Raw genomic sequence first — 15,079 nt, forward strand, 5'->3', positions numbered from 1 at the left:
AGTGATGAGGATGACTCCCCCTCGACCGCTTGCCCTTCGCGTAGCAAACGTAACAATTTGCGTCATCTGGGCAAATTGTCGCACCTAAGCAGAAACCGGTACGTGACAGGCTGCTCACACGACGCGCGCAGAAACAGCCCCGGGCACGACGGATCTAATGCTACAATGTTGCATTAGATCCCCATGCCGTGCGCCGCCATGCCCACCCCCCTCGTTTCTCCGGCCGCCAACCTGATTGCCGCCCGCGGTGGTCGCGTGACGCGCACGCGGACGGCCGTGCTGGAAGTACTGCAGCACAGCGCACGTTCGCTGAATCATGACGACATCGCCGTCGAACTCGCCGCCAACGGCCTGCCGCACGACCGCGTGACGCTGTACCGCACGCTCGACTGGCTCGTCGAGCAGGGCCTCGCGCATCGCGTCATCGGTCCGGACCGCGCGCGGCGTTTCAAGGCCGGCGGCGCGGCCAGCAGCTCGCACGCGCACTTCCACTGCGACCGCTGCGGCCATGTGCTGTGCCTGGAATCGATCCGGCCCGACGACCGATTCACGCTGCCGGCCGGCTACCAGCCGGAACGGGCCGAGCTGGTCTTCCACGGCACCTGCGCCGACTGCGGCCGCCGGCGCGGGGCGAAGGCCTGAAGGCGCGCTGCGCCCCGGCCTGCCGCCCCTTCCACAACATCAATGTCCCGACGCGACGACATCATGCCCCCGACATCGAGCAGTGCGCTCCCGCACATGCATCACCACCACGACCATGGAAGCGGCCATGAGCACGGCGCCGCGTCCGCGCCCTTCCCCGGCACCGCGCTGCTGCTCGGCATCGGCGCACGCATCGCCCTCGCCGCCGGCGCGGCCGCGGTACTCTGGCTCACCGTAGGCTGGGCACTCGCATGAACACTCGCGAAGCGATCCTCGAGCTCGACAACCTGACCCTCGGCTACGACCGCCACCCGGCCGTCCACCATCTCCGCTGCAGCATCGCGCCCGGCGCGCTGGTTGCCATCGTCGGCCCCAACGGCGCGGGCAAATCCACGCTCTTCAAGGCCTTGACCGGCGAGCTGCCGCCCCTGCAGGGCCAGTTCCGCGTGCATGCGGGCCAGGGCGGCATCGCCTACCTGCCGCAACAGAGCGAACTCGACCGCAGCTTCCCCGTGTCCGTGTTCGACATGGTGTCGATGGGGCTGTGGCGCGAGATCGGCGCCTTTCGCGGTCTCAAGCGCAGTCAGGCGGAACGCGTACGCGCGGCCCTCGCGGCGGTCGGGCTGTCCGGCTTCGAGGCGCGGCAGATCGGCACGCTTTCGGGCGGGCAACTGCAGCGCGCGCGCTTTGCGCGGATGATGCTGCAGAACGCGAACCTGCTGCTGCTCGACGAGCCCTTCAACGCGATCGACGCGCGCACCATCGAGGACCTCGTCGCCCTGATCCTGCACTGGCACGCGGAAGGCCGGACCATCCTTGCCGTCCTCCACGATCTCGCCCTGGTGCAACGCCACTTCCCCGAGTGCCTGCTGCTCGCGCGCGAATGCATCGGCTTCGGCCCGACCGCAGAGATCCTCACCCCCGAGCGCCTCGCCACCGCACGCCGCCTCGCCGGCGAGTTCGACGCCACCGCGCCGGTGTGCCATCGCCCCGAAGCGGAGGCGGCATGATCGCCGACGGTCTGCTCGGCCCCTTCGCCGACTTCGAGTTCATGCGCCGGGCGCTCGCCGGCTGCCTCGCCCTCGCGCTCGGCGCGACGCCGGTCGGCGTGTTCCTGCTGCTGCGGCGCATGAGCCTGATGGGCGACGCGATGGCCCACGCGATCCTGCCCGGCGCCGCGCTCGGCTACCTCGCCTTCGGCCTGTCGCTCGGTGCGATGACGGTCGGGGGGATCGTCGCCGGGCTCGTCGTCGCGCTCGCCGCCGGCCTCGTCGCGCGCTCCTCCATCCTCAAGGAAGACGCCAGCCTCGCCGCGTTCTACCTGCTCTCGATCGCCACCGGCGTGATGATCGTGTCGCTGCGCGGGCGCAACCTCGACCTGCTGCATGTGCTGTTCGGCTCCGTGCTCGCGCTCGACGACGCGTCGCTGCTGCTCATCAGCGCGATCACGACCGTGACGCTCGTCGCCCTCGCGCTGCTGTACCGCCCGCTCGTGCTCGAATGCTTCGACGCCGCCTTCCTGCGCGGCGTCAGCGCCGCCAGCCCGATCGCGCACTACGGCTTTCTCGTGCTCGTGGTGCTCAACCTCGTCGCCGGCTTCCACGCACTCGGCACACTGATGGCGGTCGGCATCATGATCCTGCCGTCGGCCGCCGCGCGCCTATGGGTGAAACGCCTGCCGGCCATGCTCGGCCTCGCCGTCGTCATCGCCTTCGTCAGCGGCGTCGGCGGACTGCTGGCTTCCTTCTACGCCGACGTGCCGGCGGGACCGGCGATCATCCTCGTGACCGGCATCGTCTACGTGCTGTCGCTGATCCTCGCCCCGGGCGGCATGATCGGCGCACGGCTCGACCGCCGCCCCCACCTCGAATCCTGACCCACTGCCAGACCGCATGCGCCAGATCCTGCTCCGTTTCGTCGTCGCCCTCGCCGCGCTCTTCGGCCTCGCCGCGCCGCTCCACGCGGCGGCGCCCCTCGAAGTGGTCACGAGCTTCAGCATCCTTGGCGACTTCATCCGCCAGGTCGGCGGTGACCGGGTCAGGGTGACGGCACTCGTCGCCGCCGACCAGGACGCACACAACTTCCAGCCGCGCCCCTCCGACGCGCGCCGCATCGGCACCGCCCAGCTCGTCGTCGCCAGCGGCCTCGGTTTCGATCCGTGGCTCGACCGGCTCGCCCAAACCGCGGGCTACAAGGGTCGGATCCTCGTCGCCAGCCAGGGCATCGAACCGATCGCCGGCACCGACGAACACGACGACGCCCACGGCTACGACAGGGGGCCCCATCGCAATGCCGTCGATCCGCACGCATGGCAGGACGCCGCGAATGCGCAGCGCTACGTCGCGAACATCGCCGACGCGCTCGCACAGGCCGACCCCGCGAACGCCAGGGCGTACCGCGACAGCGCCGCACGCTACACCACGGAACTGAAGGCGCTCGACGCGGAAATCCGCAGCGCCCTTGCGGCGATTCCGGTCGAGCGGCGCAAGGTCGTCAGCGCCCACGACGCGTTCGGCTACTTCGCCCACGCCTACGGGGTTCGCTTCCTCGCCCCGGCGGGCATCAGCAACCAGTCCGAACCTTCGGCCGCCGGCGTTGCGCAGCTGATCCGCCAGCTGCGGCGCGAAAACGTGCCGGCCGTGTTCGTCGAAAGCATCAGCGACCCCCGGCTGATCGAGCGCATCCGCAAGGAAAGCGGCGCACGCCTCGGCGGCACCCTGTATTCGGACGCGCTATCGGCCGCAGACGGTCCGGCACCGACCTACGTCACGATGATGCGCCACAACCTGCGCACGCTGCTCGACGGCATGTCCGCCGGCAGCCGGTGAGCCTGCCGGACCTGACCGATCAGCGCGAGGACGCCGCGAGCAGCGAGCCCGCCGCGACGAACATCCCGCCGAACACGCGGTTCTGCGCCTTCATCATGCGCGGGCTGCGCAGCCAGTGACGGCAGCGGCCGGCAAGCAGCGCATAGCAGGACATCACGACGATGTCGGTACCGATCATCGTCGCCGCGATGATGAAGAATTGCGGCCACTGCGGCAGCCGCGGGTCGATGAACTGCGGCACGAGCGCGACCATGAAGACGATCGCCTTGGGATTGGTGAGGTTCACCAGCACGCCCTGCAAATAGACGCCGCGCGTGTCGCGCGCCTCGGCGCCGTCTTCGAGCAGCTCGACCGGCGCGCGCCACTTGCGCACGCCGAGCCAGATCAGGTAGGCCGCCCCGGCGATCTTCACGACCAGGAAGGCCGTCGCCGACGCCGCCAGCACCGCCCCCAGGCCGAGCACGACGATCGCGAGCTGGATCAGCAGCGCCGTCTGCAGGCCCAGGATCGCGCGCAGCGCCACGCGGTAACCACCACTCAACCCCGTCGCCATGCTCAGCACCGCACCCGGGCCGGGCGACACGGCGATCACCACCGCTGCGGCCAGAAACACCAGCCACACGTTCCAGTTCATCCCTTCGCTCCTTTTCCGTTTCCGGTCAGAAGAACAGCGCGTGCAGCATCTTCGCCGACAGCAGCATCAGCACGCCGGCAAAGATCTTCTTGAGGGTAGCCACCGGCAAACGGTGCGCAAGCCGCGCGCCGACCGGCGCCGTCCATGTGCTGACGACGCTGATCAGCACCAGTGCCGGCAGGTAGACGAAGCCGAGACTCAGGGCCGGCATGCCGGTCACTCCCCAACCGTTCACGAGATAGCCGACCGTCCCTGCGAGGGCGATCGGCAAGCCGATCGCGGCCGAGGTTCCGATCGCATGATGGACCTTGACATTGCACCAGGTCATGAAGGGCACCGACAAGGACCCGCCACCGATCGCCACCAGCGCCGAAACGCCGCCGATGCCCAGGCCGACCGCACTCATCCCGACCGGTCCGGGCAGGTCGCGTGAGGGCTTGGGCTTGATGTTGGCGAGCATCTGCAGCGACACGTAGGCCATGAAGCACGCGAAGAAGATCGCCAACGGCTTGGAAGCTATCCGCGAGGCGACGAAGGTCGCGGCGAAAGTCCCGACGACGATACCCGGCGCAATGTAGCGCACCACGTCCCAGCGCACCGCGCCGTGCTTGTGATGTGTACGCAGGCTCGCGATCGAGGTCATCACGATGGCCGACATCGAGGTTCCCAACGCGAGGTGCACGACGCTTTCCTTCGGCATGCCCTGCGCGATGAACAGCGAGGTCAGCATGGGCACCATGATCCCGCCTCCGCCAACCCCCAGCAGGCCGGCAAAAAAACCGATAAAGGCGCCCAGCGCGAGGTAGCTCAGCCACCACACATCGAAGTTCATCGAGTCCTTCCCGAAAGCTGCGCGGAATCCCCTCCGCGGCGGTCCGGCCCGGCGCCGGCAAGAGCAAAAAAACAAAAAGAGGCGCGGACCGAAATCCGCGCCTCTCGCCATTGGCCCCCGCAGTGTCGCCTCCGCCGGCATCCTGAACCTGGGGTTCAGGGAGGTCGCTTTCCTTCCGCATCAGGCTCACCCGGCGAGGGGCGTGCACACCTGCGGTGTCCATGGTCCGCGACCATGTCTCTCGACATTGGTCCAAGGAATCTACGACTTCGACGACACAGCGGGGATTGACCTTACATACACGCCAACCCGCGCTAACCAACTGTTAGAAAAGCTTTTCCTGCTGCGCGAGCACCCCGCCGAGGCGTGCATTCACGAGACCGATTCTACGCTTCGCGGCCTGCATGTCAAACCCGCCGGAGCGCTGGAACTGCAAAAATTCGTGGGCGATATTCAGCGCGGTCATGACGGCCAGCTTCTCGCCGGAAGAGTTCGTCCGCATGGCGAGGCTGTTGAGTTTTTCGTCCAGAAACGCGACGGCGGCCAGCAGACCTTCCCGCTCTTCCGGACGGCAGGCGACGGAATATGTCTTCCCGAGCAGCGAGATGTCGAGGGTGTCCGTGGTGGGCATGTCAGGATTCCGGCAGCTGCTCGAGCAGTCGTTCGAGTCTTTCCGTCGCGAGACGGACCTTCTCGGCCAGCGTGCGGTTCTCGGCCTCCAGCCGCGCGACGCGCGTATGCAGCTCGCGCCCTTCCGCGCGGCAGGATTCGAGCAGACCGACGATCTGTTCGACCTGATGCTCCAGCTTGTTCAGTTCAGCGTCCATCGGCGGGATGGTAGAGGGCACCTGCGAGGCGGTCAAGGCAGTGGATGGCACTCATGCTGCATCCGACGGCGCCGCCGGATGCATTCCAGAAGATGCAACCGGCTCACATTCATCGTGCAAAACCGCCTGGCATCCGCGAAGGCCGCCGTTGCAGTCCCTTCGGGACCACTCGAGCGGCCACCGGCGTTTCAGCGTTGCACCTGGGAGACGTCACGCACGGCGCCGGTGTCGGCACTGGTCGTGAGCGCCGCATAGGCCTGCAGCGCGGCCGACACGACGCGCCGGCGGTTGGCGGGTTTCCACGCCTGGCTGCCCCTGGCCTCCATCGCCGCACGGCGGCGGGCGAGTTCCTCGTCGCTGACGGCCAGACGGATGCTGCGACTGGGGATGTCGATCTCGATCCTGTCGCCTTCCTCGACCAGCGCGATCGCTCCGCCGCACGCGGCTTCGGGCGAGGCATGGCCGATCGACAGGCCCGACGTGCCGCCCGAGAAACGGCCGTCGGTCAGCAGCGCGCACTCCTTGCCGAGCCCCTTGGACTTCAGGTAGCTCGTCGGGTACAGCATCTCCTGCATGCCGGGTCCGCCCTTCGGGCCTTCGTAGCGGATGATCACGACGTCGCCGGCGACGACCTTGTCGCCCAGGATGCCTTCGACCGCGTCTTCCTGGCTCTCGAACACGCGCGCCGTGCCGGTGAATGTCCAGATCGACTCGTCGACGCCGGCGGTCTTCACGATGCAGCCCTTCTCGGCGATGTTGCCGTACAGCACGGCGAGGCCGCCGTCCTCCGTGAAGGCGTTGGCGCGGTCGCGGATCACGCCCTTGGAGCGGTCCATGTCGAGCTCGTTCCAGCGGCGGTTCTGCGAGAACGCGACCTGGGTGGGCACACCGCCGGGGGCCGCCTTGTAGAACTCGAACACGGCGTTGTCATGCGCCTGCATGACGTCCCAGCGCGACAGCGCTTCGGCCATGGTCTTGCTGTGCACGGTGGGGAGTTCGGCGTGCAGCAGCCCGGCACGATTGAGTTCGCCGAGGATGCCCATGATGCCGCCGGCGCGGTGCACGTCCTCGATATGCACGTCGGGGACGGCCGGCGCGACCTTGCACAGGCAGGGCACCTTGCGCGAGATGCGGTCGATGTCGGCCATCGTGAAATTCACCTGCGCCTCGCGCGCCGCGGCCAGCAGGTGCAGCACGGTGTTGGTCGAGCCGCCCATCGCGACGTCGAGGCTGATCGCGTTCTCGAAGGCCTTGAAGCTCGCGATCGCGCGCGGCAGCACCGAGGCGTCATCCTTCTCGTAATAGCGGCGCGCCATGTCGACGATGGTGCGGCCGGCCCTGCGGAAGAGCTGCTCGCGGTCGGCGTGCGTCGCGAGCACGGTGCCGTTGCCCGGCAGCGACAGGCCCAGCGCCTCGGTGAGGCAGTTCATCGAGTTGGCCGTGAACATCCCCGAACACGAGCCGCAGGTCGGACAGGCGGAACGCTCGACCGCCTCGACCTCCTCGTCCGAGCAGTGGCTGTCGGCGGCCTTGACCATCGCATCGACGAGGTCGAGCGAGATCACCTTGGCTTCCCACTTGACCTTGCCCGCCTCCATCGGCCCGCCCGAGACGAAGATCGCCGGGATGTTGAGGCGCAGTGCGGCCATCAGCATGCCCGGGGTGATCTTGTCGCAGTTCGAGATGCACACCAGCGCGTCGGCCGTGTGGGCGTTCACCATGTATTCGACGCTGTCGGCGATCAGCTCGCGCGAGGGCAGCGAATACAGCATGCCGCCGTGGCCCATCGCGATGCCGTCATCGACGGCGATGGTGTTGAATTCCTTCGCGACGCCGCCCGCGGCCTCGATCTCGCGCGCGACGAGCTGGCCGAGATCCTTGAGGTGCACGTGGCCGGGCACGAACTGGGTGAAGCTGTTGGCGACGGCGATGATCGGCTTCTCGAAGTCGCCGTCCTTCATGCCGGTGGCGCGCCACAGGGCGCGGGCGCCCGCCATGTTGCGACCGGCAGTGGAGGTACGGGAACGGTATTGGGGCATGGGGTCCTCGGCTCAGGGTTCGGGCGCACGCTGCGTCGGCGGTGCGTCACACGGAAGTCCAATCTTGGAATTCTAACCGAAGCCAAACGGTGCTCGGCTATCATTCCCTACCCATGCCCCCTGCGTGCCATCTACGGAAACCATGACAGAGCAAAGCGTTCCCGACCCCGCGAGCGACGGCTTCGACCTCGATCCCGCCGAAATCCGCGTGCTCGGCGTCCTCATCGAGAAGGCCTTCGTGACCCCCGATGCCTATCCGATGTCCCTGAACGGCATCGTCACGGGCTGCAACCAGCTGACCGGACGCGACCCCGTCATGAACCTGGCAGATGCCGACGTACAAGCCGCGGTCGACAGCCTCATGGCGCGCAAGCTGGTGTCGCGGCGCGACCAGGCGAGCGGCCGGGTGGCGAAGTACGAGCACCTGGTGCGCCTGCGCCATTCCCTGCCCCCGGCCGAACAGGCCGTCCTCGCGGTGCTGCTGCTGCGCGGCGCCCAGACGGCGGGCGAAATCCGCCAGCGCTCGGACCGGATGCACCGGTTCGACGATATCGCAGCCGTCGAAGCCGTGCTGGAACACCTCGCCGAGAAGTACCCCCCGATGGCCGGCGCGCTGCCGCGCGCACCGGGCACCAAGGAGACGCGCTACGCGCATCTGCTGGGCGGTGCAGCGGCCTTCGAGGCGATGGGCGAAACCCTGCCGGGGGCGCAAGCAGGCAGCAGCGGACGCGGACGCACCGCCGAACTCGAAGACGAGGTGCGGCGCCTGCGCGAGGACTTCGACCGTCTGCGCGAAGAATTCGACAAGTTCCGAGCCCAATTCGACTGAGCGTCCGGCCACCATGCTGATCCATCCGCAATTCAATCCGGTCGCCCTGTCGATCGGGCCGCTGTCGGTCCGCTGGTACGGGCTGATGTACCTCGTCGCCTTCGTGCTGTTCATGCTGCTGGGGCGCGTGCACGCGCGCCGCCGCCCGGAGATGGGCTGGACGCCGCAACAGATCGACGATCTGCTCATGTACGGCATGCTCGGCGTGGTGATCGGCGGGCGGCTGGGCGAGGTGCTGTTCTTCGAGCCGGCCTACTATCTCGCACACCCGGCAGAGATCCTTGCCGTGTGGAAGGGCGGGATGAGCTTTCACGGCGGCTTCCTTGGCGTGCTGGTGGGGATGTGGCTGTACGGCAGGCGCACCGGCAAGGGATTCTGGGACGTCACCGATTTCATCGCACCGCTCGTGCCGACCGGCCTCGCCGCGGGCCGCATCGGCAACTTCATCAACGGCGAACTGTGGGGCCGGCCCGTGGACGGCGATCTGCCGTGGGCGATGATCTACCCCTGGGTGGACAACCTGCCACGCCATCCGTCGCAGCTCTACCAGGCGGCCGGCGAGGGCCTGCTGCTGTTCGTCGTGCTGTGGCTATATGCAGCGCGGCCGCGGCCGGCGATGGCGGTTTCGGCGTTGTTCCTGATCGGGTACGGGGTGCTGCGCTTTACCGCAGAATTCTTCCGCACCCCCGATCCGGGAATTTTCGGCACCCTCTCGCTGGGGCTGTCGACAGCGCAGTGGCTGTGCGTCCCGATGATCGCCGCCGGGACCTGGCTGTTCGTCACCAGCCACGGCAAGGGGAGAGCGCCTCGGTAAAGGCATCGGCTGCCGGCCGCCAGAATAATCCGATGGCATTATCGTCGCGCCGGCTCCGTGCCAAAGTTTGCATGATGACGTATTCATTTCTGGCACCATGACGCAAAGGAGAGTGCTGATGACACCAGGATTGGTATCGCGCAGTCTTTCTAAAGTCCGCGAGATCGTCGCCAGCGCAGCCGGCCGTAACGGCGAACCGACCGAGAAACAGCTCGAACGGATTCGCCGGCAGTTGCGCGAGTGCGCGGAAAGCCGTGGCGGCGAGGTGTCGACCCGCCTGCGCGCGGGGCGCCTCGCCGACACCTACCTGAAGCTGGACGAGGCCGGGCGCCACGCCTTCCTGCGCATCATCGCGCTCGAATTCGGCCCCGATCCGAAGCGCGTCGCCAAGGCGCACGAGGCCTACCAGGCGGCGGTCGGCACGCCCAGGCAATGGGATGCCGAGGCCCAGCTGCGCGCCGCGATGCGATCGTCGCGCATCCGTATCCTGACCCAGTTCAACGCGATTCCGCAGGGCGTGAAGTTCCTCGTCGACCTGCGCGCGGACCTGCTGCGCTTCCTCGAGCACGACAAGGAACTGAAATCGCTCGACCGCGAACTCGACGCGCGCCTCACGGCCTGGTTCGACGTCGGCTTCCTCGAGCTCGCGCGCGTCACCTGGAATTCGCCGGCCGCCCTGCTGGAGAAGATCGTCCAGTACGAGGCGGTGCACGAGATCCGCTCATGGAAGGATCTCAAGAACCGGCTCGGCTCGGACCGCCGCTGCTACGCTTTCTTCCATCCGCGCATGCCGCAGGAGCCGCTGATCTTCGTCGAGGTCGCCCTGCTCGACGACCTGGCCGACAACGTCCAGAAGCTGCTCGACGAGAACGCCCCGGCGGCGGACACCGAGCGCGCCGACACCGCGATCTTCTATTCGATCAGCGCCACGCAGGATGGCCTGCGCGGGGTCTCGTTCGGCAACTTCCTGCTCAAGCGCGTCGTCGATGACCTGCAGCGCGACTTCCCGCGCGTCAAGACCTTCGCGACGCTATCCCCGATTCCCGGCCTGGTGCGCTGGGCGGGGAAGAACACGAAGGAAGTCCTGGCCGCGTTCAACGAGAACGACTGGAAGCGGCTGGCCGCGGCGGGCATCGAGGGGCCGGATTCCCCCAGGCTCGCGCAGGTGTTGTCGGGCGACCCCGCGTGGGCGGAAGACGCAGCACTGGCGCGGGCGCTGCGCGACCCGCTGCTGAAGGCCACGGCCGCGTACCTGCTGGAGGCCAAGCGCGACAAGCTGCCACTCGATTCCGTCGCACGCTTCCATCTCGGCAACGGCGCACGCGTCGAGCGGCTCAACTGGCTCGCCGACTCGTCGGAGAAGGGGCTCGGCCAGTCCTGGGGGGTGATGGTGAACTACCTGTACGACCCCGACCGCATCGTCGACAACGTCGAAGCCTTCGTCGACTCGGGCAGCATCGACGCCGCAGCGGGCGTCAAGCGCCTCGCGCGACGATAACGGCGCCTTCCGGCACAGATGGTGAAGCTCTCGCTCCGGCTCAGCTCCATCCGCATGCGCCTGCTGCTTGCCAGCACGGTGGTGCAGATCGTCCTGCTGACCCTGCTGCTTGCCAACAGCGTCCGCCTGATGAACCAGGCCACCAACGCGAGCCTCAACACCCTCGTCAGCCAGAACGCCACCATGCTCCATGCGATGGCGGTCGCCTACGGCGACATGGGCGAGCTGCACACGCTGCAGGACGTGCTCGGCGAACTGCTGAGCGAGTCGGACGAAGGCCTGGTCTACGTGCGCATCGTCGCACCCGATGGGCACGTGCTGGTCAGCGCGGGCTTGCCCGACATGCGGGAGCTGCCCGACATCGACGAGGCGCGCGCGCGCGGCGGGACCGCCGGCGGCGTCGTGCACGTGCGCCGCCCGCTGCTGCTCGACCGCAACGAAGTCGGGTTCCTGCAGTTCGGGGTCTCCGTCGCGATGCTCGCAGCGGCGCGCAAGGCGATCACCGAGCAGGGCACGGCGATCGCCCTGGCCGAACTGCTGATGACCTTCGGCCTGCTTTCGGGCATCGGTTACCTGCTGACGCGCAACCTCAGCCGCCTGCTGGCCGGCAGCGAGGCGATCGCGGCGGGCAAGCTCGATCACCGCCTGCCGGAAAGCGGTCATGACGAGCTCGCCCGGCTCGCGCGGCGCTTCAACGTGATGGCGGCGAACCTTCAGGACCGCATCGGCGAACTGCAGGAATCGGCCGAGCGGCTGAAGGCGAGCGAACAGCGCTACGAGCTGGCGATCCACGGCGCCAACGACGGCCTGTGGGACTGGGAGATCGCCGACGGGCAGGTCTACTGCTCGCCGCGTTACTGCGAGGTCGCCGGACTGACGGCCGGCCGCACGTACTACAGCCCCTGGGAGGTCGTCACCGGCATTCATCCGGACGACGCGCCCGGCTACCGGGCGAAGATGATCGAGCACCTGAAGGGCTTCAGCACCCAGTTCAAGTGCGAGTATCGCGCGCGGCAGCAGGACGGCAGCTACCGCTGGGTGATGACGCGCGGCGTCGCGGTGCGCGGCGAGGACGACCGCGCGGTGCGCATGGCCGGTTCGATCAGCGACGTGCATGAGCACAAGCTGGTCCAGATGCGCCTGCAACATGACGCCCTGCACGACGGCCTGACCCAGCTTCCGAACCGCGCGCTGTTCCTCGAACATGTGAGCAGCGCACTCGGCCAGCAGCGCCGCACGGGCGGTCAGGACTTCGCGGTGCTCGCGATCAACCTGCAGCGTTTCCGCCTCGTGAATGACAGCTTCGGGCACGAAGCCGGCGATGCGCTGCTGTGCCACGTGGCACGCACGATCCAGGAGACGCTGCGTTACGGCGACATCGCCGCGCGGGTGGGCGGCGACCAGTTCGCGCTGCTGCTGAACCGCATCGAGAACCCCGCCGAAGCCCTGCGGCTCGCCGGAACCCTGCGCGAGCGGCTGGCCAAGCCGACCAGCATCGCCGGGCAGATCCTGTACCCCAAGTTCCGCATCGGCATGTCGCTGAGCATCGATTACCGCGACAGCGAGAACGGCGACACGATGCTGCGCGACGCCGACAACGCGCTGCAGCGCACCCGCGAGCGCGGCGACGACTCGGTCGCGATCTTCCACGCGTCGATGCACGAGCAGGCGCTGCAGAGCCTGCAGCTCGAAGGCGACCTGCGCGACGCATTGGGCAGCGACGAGCTCATCGTGCATTTCCAGCCCATCGTCGCGCTCGACAACGGGTCGATCACGAGCTTCGAGGCCCTCGTGCGCTGGCGCCACCCCGTCCGCGGGATGCTGCCGCCCAACCTCTTCGTGCCGCTGGCCGAGACGCTGGGCCTCATCCACGAACTCGACATGCTGGTGCTGCGGCGCGCCTGCGAGCGCCTTGCGCAGTGGCGGCGGCTCGCAGCGAGCGATGCCGCGGTGCCCAGGGTCAGCGTCAACCTCTCGGCAACGCAGTTCGCACGCCCCGATCTCGCCGGCGAGATCATCGCCGAGGTGGACCGCCACGCCCTGCCGCGCGAGATGCTGCGCTTCGAGGTCACCGAAAGCGTGCTCGCCCAACCCGAAGGCCCCGCTGCCGAGATCCTGCAGAAGCTGCGCACCGCCGGCATGTCGGTGCTGATCGACGACTTCGGCACCGGCTATTCGGCGCTGAGCTACCTGCACACGATTCCCTGCGATCTCGTGAAGCTCGACGGCTCCTTCGTGCGCTCGCTGGAAAACGACGCACGCCTGCGCACGATCGTCGCGCGCAGCATCGAACTCGCCCACGACCTCGGCATGCGCGTCGTCGCCGAATGCATCGAAACGACCCGCCAGGCGGAGCTGCTGCTCGGCATGGGCTGCGACTACGGGCAGGGCTACCTGTTCGCGCGCCCGCTCGACGTCGATGCCGTCGAGGAGCTGCTGTTTGGCAAACAACTCGCCGGGGAGGCCCGCGCATGAGGACGAAGGGCCTGCTGTACCAAGGCGTCGCGGCGGCTCTTCTCGCTTGCGCCGCCGTCCCGGCACATGCCGACAGCGATGAAGCAGCCGGGCCATCGCGCTTCGAGTTTTCGGGCTTCGGCACTCTCGGCGCGGTCACGACCAACAGGAAGGACGTGTGGTTTACCCGCTACGGGGTGAATTTCCCGGGAGACTCGGACCCCGACTTCAGCCCCGACAGCCTGCTTGGCCTGCAGGCCAGCATGCGCCTCACCGATCGCAACGACATCACCGTGCAGGTCGTGGCACGGGAGGACGGCAGCGAGCATCAGGATCCGCGCGTCACGCTGGCCTTCTTCCGCCAGACCCTCGCCCCCGGGCTGTCGGTGCGCGCCGGGCGGGTGCGCGTCCCCTTCTTCATGCTGTCGGATTCGCTGCACGTGAATTACGCGAATCCGTGGGTGCGCCCGCCGGTCGAAGTGTACGGCCTCAATCCTTTCAACGACCTCGACGGCATCGATCTCATCTATCACAAGCGCCTCGACCGGCTCGACATCGAAATCCACCCCTACTATGGCGGCGGTCGCATCCCCTTCCCCCAAGGCCGGGCACGCCTGAAGGAGACGCGCGGCCTCAATGTCGTGCTGAGCCAGGGCGAATACTCCCTGCACCTGGGCCACGGCGAGGGCACGTTCACGCTGGAACGCGGCGACCGGCAGTTCCTCGACATGGCGCGCATCCTTCGCGCCACCGGCCAGGGCGGGGTGATTGCGGACCTGTCCGGCACGCAGGGCCGCACGCGCTTCGATTCGGTCGGGGTGCAGTGGGACGACGGCGAGTGGCAGCTGATCGGCGAGTATGCGCGGCGCGAGACGAATCGCTATGTCGTCAGCGCGCACGGCTGGTACCTGAGCCTCGGGCACCGTTTCGGTCCCCTCATGCCCTACGCGGTCGTCGCGCGCCAGACACTGGACAAGCAGTTCGCCGAGGCCACACTGCCGGCGGGCCCGCCGGCGCAACTGTGGGACCTGTTCCTGACCTCGCGCAACAACGCGCAACGCAGCGTCACGCTTGGCGCGCGCTGGGATTTCGCCGCGCATGCGGCGCTGAAGACCGAATGGACGCGCGCGCGCCCGGACGAGAATTCGTGGGGCTCCTATTTCCCGCGCGGCAACCCCCTGACGACGCGCATCGGCGGGCGTACGTTCGACACGTTCAGCCTGTCGCTCGACGTGAGCTTCTGAGGGTGCGCCGGTGATTCGCATCGCTCGCGCCAGTTTCCTTGCCCTGGCACTGCTGACCCCGTCCTGCGCCCTGGCGCAGATCGTCATCGTCGCCGGCGCTCAAAGCCCTTTGCCCATGCTGACGGCGGCACAGGTGGAGCAGTTCTACCTCGGGCGCGCCCACACGCTGGCCGACGGCGTCGTCGTGACACTCGCCGACCTTCCGGCCGGGCCGGTCCGCGACGAGTTCTACCAGCTGCTGACGCGCAAGAATCCCAGCCAGATCCGGGCGTACTGGTCGCGCATGGTGTTCACCGGACGCGCCCTGCCGCCGCAGGAGGCCGACAACGTGGCCCAGTTGCGCCTGTGGCTGGCGTCGCAGCCGAACCTCGTCGGCTACATGCCCGCCGCCGAGGCGGATGCGCGCGTGCGGGTCCTGTTGCGGCTGCCCTGAGGGGC

At 68.0% G+C, this 15,079-nt stretch carries 16 protein-coding genes; 11 read left to right on the forward strand and 5 right to left on the reverse strand.

Going from position 1 to position 15,079, the window contains the following annotated elements:
- The first annotated feature begins 198 nt into the window (after window positions 1-198).
- The 5 genes from CDA09_RS18880 (at window position 199) to CDA09_RS18895 (ending at window position 3,470) form a co-directional block, all read left to right on the forward strand.
- Window positions 199-642 (forward strand): Fur family transcriptional regulator, encoded by a 444-nt coding sequence (locus CDA09_RS18880; protein WP_121430937.1) that lies wholly within the window; start codon window positions 199-201, stop codon window positions 640-642.
- A gap of 63 nt (window positions 643-705) precedes the next feature.
- Window positions 706-897 (forward strand): hypothetical protein, encoded by a 192-nt coding sequence (locus tag CDA09_RS23210; protein WP_128106584.1) that lies wholly within the window; start codon window positions 706-708, stop codon window positions 895-897.
- A complete protein-coding gene (gene aztA, locus CDA09_RS18885; RefSeq protein WP_121430058.1) occupies window positions 894-1,652 on the forward strand; it encodes a zinc ABC transporter ATP-binding protein AztA in 759 nt (252 codons plus the stop codon). The genes CDA09_RS23210 and aztA overlap by 4 nt, the downstream gene beginning before the upstream one ends.
- A complete protein-coding gene (locus CDA09_RS18890; RefSeq protein WP_174718461.1) occupies window positions 1,649-2,518 on the forward strand; it encodes a metal ABC transporter permease in 870 nt (289 codons plus the stop codon). Before aztA ends, CDA09_RS18890 begins: the two co-directional genes overlap by 4 nt.
- Before the next feature lie 16 nt (window positions 2,519-2,534).
- Window positions 2,535-3,470, forward strand: coding sequence for a metal ABC transporter substrate-binding protein (locus CDA09_RS18895; RefSeq protein WP_121430059.1), 936 nt, complete (start codon window positions 2,535-2,537; stop codon window positions 3,468-3,470).
- A 19-nt stretch (window positions 3,471-3,489) separates the two neighbouring features.
- Here the strand turns inward: CDA09_RS18895 and rhtB are convergent, their stop codons facing one another.
- The 5 genes from rhtB to ilvD all read right to left on the reverse strand — a co-directional run bounded on the left by rhtB (window position 3,490) and on the right by ilvD (window position 7,802).
- Window positions 3,490-4,104 (reverse strand): homoserine/homoserine lactone efflux protein, encoded by a 615-nt coding sequence (gene rhtB, locus CDA09_RS18900; protein WP_121430060.1) that lies wholly within the window; start codon window positions 4,102-4,104, stop codon window positions 3,490-3,492.
- Between the two features lie 25 nt (window positions 4,105-4,129).
- The gene (locus tag CDA09_RS18905) at window positions 4,130-4,936 is read right to left on the reverse strand and encodes a sulfite exporter TauE/SafE family protein (RefSeq protein ID WP_121430061.1); all 807 of its coding nucleotides are present in this window, start codon (window positions 4,934-4,936) and stop codon (window positions 4,130-4,132) included.
- A 325-nt stretch (window positions 4,937-5,261) separates the two neighbouring features.
- Complete coding sequence (locus tag CDA09_RS18910; protein WP_121430062.1) at window positions 5,262-5,567, reverse strand: cell division protein ZapA; 306 nt, start codon at window positions 5,565-5,567, stop codon at window positions 5,262-5,264.
- A 1-nt stretch (window position 5,568) separates the two neighbouring features.
- Window positions 5,569-5,763 carry a hypothetical protein gene (locus CDA09_RS18915; RefSeq protein ID WP_121430063.1) on the reverse strand — a complete coding sequence of 65 codons (195 nt, stop codon included), beginning with the start codon at window positions 5,761-5,763 and terminating at the stop codon, window positions 5,569-5,571.
- 188 nt (window positions 5,764-5,951) lie between these two features.
- The gene (gene ilvD, locus CDA09_RS18920) at window positions 5,952-7,802 is read right to left on the reverse strand and encodes a dihydroxy-acid dehydratase (RefSeq protein ID WP_121430064.1); all 1,851 of its coding nucleotides are present in this window, start codon (window positions 7,800-7,802) and stop codon (window positions 5,952-5,954) included.
- Window positions 7,803-7,944: 142 nt separating this feature from the next.
- On the opposite strand from ilvD, the gene CDA09_RS18925 reads away from it, so the two are divergent.
- The 6 genes from CDA09_RS18925 (at window position 7,945) to CDA09_RS18950 (ending at window position 15,074) form a co-directional block, all read left to right on the forward strand.
- Window positions 7,945-8,631, forward strand: a complete 687-nt coding sequence (locus CDA09_RS18925) for a YceH family protein (RefSeq protein ID WP_121430065.1) — start codon at window positions 7,945-7,947, stop codon at window positions 8,629-8,631.
- A 13-nt stretch (window positions 8,632-8,644) separates the two neighbouring features.
- Window positions 8,645-9,445, forward strand: coding sequence for a prolipoprotein diacylglyceryl transferase (lgt, locus tag CDA09_RS18930; RefSeq protein ID WP_121430066.1), 801 nt, complete (start codon window positions 8,645-8,647; stop codon window positions 9,443-9,445).
- A gap of 118 nt (window positions 9,446-9,563) precedes the next feature.
- The gene (locus CDA09_RS18935; RefSeq protein ID WP_174718462.1) at window positions 9,564-10,943 is read left to right on the forward strand and encodes a malonyl-CoA decarboxylase; all 1,380 of its coding nucleotides are present in this window, start codon (window positions 9,564-9,566) and stop codon (window positions 10,941-10,943) included.
- An 18-nt stretch (window positions 10,944-10,961) separates the two neighbouring features.
- Window positions 10,962-13,418, forward strand: coding sequence for an EAL domain-containing protein (locus tag CDA09_RS18940; RefSeq protein ID WP_121430067.1), 2,457 nt, complete (start codon window positions 10,962-10,964; stop codon window positions 13,416-13,418).
- The gene (locus tag CDA09_RS18945; RefSeq protein WP_121430068.1) at window positions 13,415-14,641 is read left to right on the forward strand and encodes a hypothetical protein; all 1,227 of its coding nucleotides are present in this window, start codon (window positions 13,415-13,417) and stop codon (window positions 14,639-14,641) included. The genes CDA09_RS18940 and CDA09_RS18945 overlap by 4 nt, the downstream gene beginning before the upstream one ends.
- A gap of 10 nt (window positions 14,642-14,651) precedes the next feature.
- The gene (locus CDA09_RS18950; protein ID WP_121430069.1) at window positions 14,652-15,074 is read left to right on the forward strand and encodes a hypothetical protein; all 423 of its coding nucleotides are present in this window, start codon (window positions 14,652-14,654) and stop codon (window positions 15,072-15,074) included.
- Window positions 15,075-15,079 lie beyond the last annotated feature (5 nt).

The organism is Azoarcus sp. DN11 (assembly GCF_003628555.1).
Lineage (GTDB): Bacteria > Pseudomonadota > Gammaproteobacteria > Burkholderiales > Rhodocyclaceae > Aromatoleum.